Here is a 3,741-nt window from a genome sequence, read left to right on the forward strand (position 1 = left end):
GGTCAGGCCCCCACCCTCCGGATAACGCATACCACCGGCATACCGCAGGGATCATGAACCGTCACCACCCGACGACAACCCGAAATCCTCAGTAGGTGGGGTCGGCGGGGCTGAGGGTGTTCTCCAAGCGGCGGCCCGCCAGGCAGGTCGATCAGCTGCTGCCGCTGCTCCTGGGCGCCGCTGCGCACCGCAGGGGCAGGGAGTCAAGGCCCGGCTGGCGCCGCCCGGGCCGCCGAGGTGTGGGTGCTTGCTTCCCAACTCGCCGTCAAACAGGACCGTGGCCCGCCAGTAGGCCGACCGCCCCACGAGGCGTTCGTAAAGGTGACAGAGCGAACCCAATGGGGGCGGCAGGACCGCCGGGTTACGTGTTCGGAGTGCTCAGTGGTGCGGAGGTGATGTGTGCCATGGGGGCACAGCGGACCTGGTAGCGGCCGTTGGGGACGTGTTCGGCCGCGGCGAGCCGCACGGTGAGTGGCCCGGCCCATTCGTAGCTCTCGCGCTCGCCGTGGCGCTCCAACCGGTCGGTCAGCTCCTGCCCCACGACGGTGAGGTGCGGGCCGATCTCGGAGTACACGGGCGAAGGCAGCTCGACGGTGTACACGTTCGGCACCACCGTGCGCTGGGAGCTGCACACGACGGCCTGCTCGTCGCACGTCCGCAGCAGTGCCTCGACCACCTCTGCCTCCATCGCATCACTCCCGAACAGCTTCTCCACCAGTACCTGCTCGGCCCGCTCGATCGCCCGCTCCCAGCCCTTCAGTGTGTCCATGAACTACACCTGCCCGGGTTCGACGACGTCACTCGCCCGCTCTAGACCAGTAGCCGAAGGCGCGACGACCACCGGCGTTGTCAGAGTCGGCCTCCAGGCTCCGGCCGTGGCTGCTATCGAACTGACCGACGCGTTGATCCGGCTCCAGAAGCGTTCTGACACCGCGTGGGTGCGGGAGGTCCAGGATCGTCGTAGGCGGCCCTCGGCGGAGGGCGGCTGGTCGGAGGACGCCCACGCGGAGGGGACGGCGGCCTTCAAGGCCTGGGGCCATCAGGTCGATGTCGTCCACGAGGCGGTCGAGGCATGGGCGACAGAGAGCGGGCAGCGCCGTATTGACATCGAGGGGCGCCTGAAGGCGGGGTACGCGGCGGTAAGAACCCCCAGGTCTGGCCCTGAGGTTCCCCCGAGATGCGGGAAGTGGTGACAGAGGGTCAGATGGGTCTCATGAGAGGAGTGCAGACGATGCCTGCACCGAGCCCTGACCGAGACCGGACGCCTGCGTCTGGCCCGCTGCGTGGTCGAGGACGGCTGGCCACTGTGCCGTGCCGCCGCACGCTTCCAGGTCTCACCCACCACCGCAGAAAGCTGGGCCACCCGCGACCGGTCCCGGGGTGAGGCCGGCATGAGCGACCACTCCTCCCGCCCGCACCACAGCCCCGACGGACGGCGACCCGCACCGAGCGGCGGATCGTCAAGGTCAGGATCCTGCGGCGGTGGGGGACCGGCCCGCATCGTCCACCACCTGCAGCTCGTGCCCTCGACGGTGCACCGGGTCCTGACACGGTTCGCCCTGGCCCGTCTGACCCATCTGGACCGGGCCACCGGCCGTGTCATACGCCGCTACGAACGAGACCGGCCCGGCGAGCTGGTCCACGTCGACATCAAGAAGCTCGGGAACATCCCCGACGGCGGCGGCCACAAGGTCCTGGGCCGCCGGGCCGGCCGCAGGAAACGGCCCTGTCTGGGCTACCAGTACATCCACACCGCCGTCGACGACCACTCCCGCCTCGCCTGCAGCGAGATCCTGCCCGACGAGAAGAAGGAAACCGCCACCGCCTTCAGGAGCAGGGCGCAGGCCTACTACGCCAGCGTCGGGACCACCGTCGAACGCGTGCTGACCGACAACGGCTCCTGCTGCAAGTCGCACGCCTGGCGCGATCTGCCGGCGGCGGCCGGGATCGCGCCAAGCGAACCCGGCCCTACCAGCCCCAGAGCAACGGCAAGGTCGAACGCCTCAACCGCACCCTGCTGGAGGAGTGGGCCTACGCCCGCCCCTACCGGTCAGAACAGGAACGACGCGACGCATTCCCCCAGTGGCTGCTCACCTACAATCACCACATCGGACACACCGCCCTCAAGGGCAAACCACCCGCCAGCCGCGTCCCCAACCTCACAGGGCAATACACCTAGGACAGGCCGTCGAGCGGCCGGAGGAAGCGGCGCTCGTACCGCTTGATGCAGCCGGTGTCACGAGCCAGTTCGAACGCTTCCTGGCACTCCGCGTCGGACATGCTGTCCGTGCGGTACTGCTCGTACGCGGCCAGGCTGGGAAAGGAGAAGAGGGCGTAGGCGATGTCGCTGTCGCCCTCACTCGGCAGGAAGTAGCCGTGGTGCGTCCCGCCGAAACGGTTGACGAGCCGGACCCAGCGGCGACCGTACTCTTCGAAATCCTCAAGCTTGTAAGCGTCTATCTCGTACTTCAGATGAATAGTGATCATCCCTGAATGATGCCGTGTGATGGTTCGGACTTCGTGATCAGAGGGCGATATGTGACTTGATGTTCTTTTCTATGTCGCCTGATCGTGTGACTGTGGGGGCTCCCGGCCGATCGACGAGTACGCCTCTCAGGCCGACGCGGCTGAGCGCCTACGTGCGCGCCACCCTGAGCGGCGCCAAGGTCGCCGGTATCGGCAGCCCCCCGCCGCCGGGTGGACCACCTACTTCGCCGTGGACAGCGCCGACGAGGTGTCACAGCGCGTCCACGAGTGCGGCGGCACCGTCGACCTGCTGGTTGACGGCGAACCGGCGGCGGGCATCCGCTGCGGCATGGCACCGGGGTGGCCGCACTGGCAGGTGCACTTCGCCGTCACCGACGCCGACCTGACCGTACGCCAGGCCGTCGGGCAAGTCCTTGACGGCTGGAGGAGACCCCGTACGGCCGGGCGGCCCGGCTCGCCGATCCTTGGGGCGGGCGGTTCTCCGTCATCGAGGTGGGCTGACGCAGGCGCGGCCGCTCACAGCCTTGACACGATCGCGCGGGCCAGCGTTTCGAGGTGGTCGCGGATCTGACTGGAGTGCTGGTCGGGGATTCCCGGGGCAAGGGGATCAAAGGCGTAGTTGACGGCGAAGTTGACCGAGCCCTTGCGCACGTACAGATGGCCACCGATCGAGGCTTCGTCGTACAGAGCCACGTCGCCCACTCCGGCCACCGGTAGAGTGCCGGGCTTGGTGTGCTGGCTGACCTCGAAGGGCAGCAGGGCGATGAAGACGATGCGGCCCTTGGCAGCGGCGTTCACGTAGGTGCACTGCGTGCGGCCGGGCAGGACGCTGTCATCCCGCCTTCCCTTTGCCGGTTGGCCGAGGACCGCCCCGACCTCCTCCTCGGTCGCCAAAGCGCAGACGTCCAGCGCCGGTTTCGTGGGTGCGGCGTGCGCGGAGTCGCCGGAGCTGGTTGCGCAGCCACTCAGTGCGAACAGGATCACCAGGCCCAGAACTCCCGGTAGGAAGCTGAACCGTGCCGGCCTTCGGGAACGCGTCATGTCCCGTCCCCTCTCGTCGAGTCGGTCGTCGGGGCGTCGTCGGCCCGAGGCGCACCGGGCGCAGCAGACCGTTGCAGACGTCCATGTGGCGAAGCGTCATCTTCTGGTGGCGGCCAGCCTAAGGGTTGTCCCGCAACTGCTGGTCACGGGTGAGATGATCTTGCAGTGGCTGGTGTGATCACGGCGTCGGAGCCGTCCTGGATAGCCCCGTTC

The 3,741-nt window shown here is 68.2% G+C and carries 4 protein-coding genes and 1 pseudogene; 2 read left to right on the forward strand and 3 right to left on the reverse strand.

Annotated elements, in window-relative coordinates; all coding sequences use genetic code 11:
- Window positions 1-361: 361 nt before the first annotated feature.
- Window positions 362-769, reverse strand: coding sequence for a DUF3662 domain-containing protein (locus ACWF9Z_RS36530; RefSeq protein ID WP_453609912.1), 408 nt, complete (start codon window positions 767-769; stop codon window positions 362-364).
- Between the two features lie 106 nt (window positions 770-875).
- On the opposite strand from ACWF9Z_RS36530, the gene ACWF9Z_RS36535 reads away from it, so the two are divergent.
- Window positions 876-1,193, forward strand: a complete 318-nt coding sequence (locus tag ACWF9Z_RS36535) for a hypothetical protein (protein ID WP_453609916.1) — start codon at window positions 876-878, stop codon at window positions 1,191-1,193.
- A 42-nt stretch (window positions 1,194-1,235) separates the two neighbouring features.
- Window positions 1,236-2,179: pseudogene (locus tag ACWF9Z_RS36540) on the forward strand (IS481 family transposase).
- Here ACWF9Z_RS36540 and ACWF9Z_RS36545 read toward each other — a convergent pair.
- Window positions 2,176-2,487, reverse strand: a complete 312-nt coding sequence (locus ACWF9Z_RS36545) for an NIPSNAP family protein (RefSeq protein ID WP_453609918.1) — start codon at window positions 2,485-2,487, stop codon at window positions 2,176-2,178. The pseudogene ACWF9Z_RS36540 and the gene ACWF9Z_RS36545 overlap by 4 nt on opposite strands.
- A gap of 516 nt (window positions 2,488-3,003) precedes the next feature.
- On the reverse strand, window positions 3,004-3,471 hold the full coding sequence (locus ACWF9Z_RS36550; RefSeq protein ID WP_267757397.1) for a hypothetical protein: 468 nt from the start codon (window positions 3,469-3,471) through the stop codon (window positions 3,004-3,006).
- Window positions 3,472-3,741: the final 270 nt, after the last annotated feature.

The organism is Streptomyces sp. NPDC054961 (assembly GCF_053609145.1).

What these genes read in the sequence shown, in the direction of transcription:
- ACWF9Z_RS36530 (WP_453609912.1), bottom strand. Translation starts at nt 769, where the DNA reads ATGGACACACTGAAGGGCTGGGAGCGGGCGATCGAGCGGGCCGAGCAG.
- ACWF9Z_RS36545 (WP_453609918.1), bottom strand. Translation starts at nt 2,487, where the DNA reads ATGATCACTATTCATCTGAAGTACGAGATAGACGCTTACAAGCTTGAG.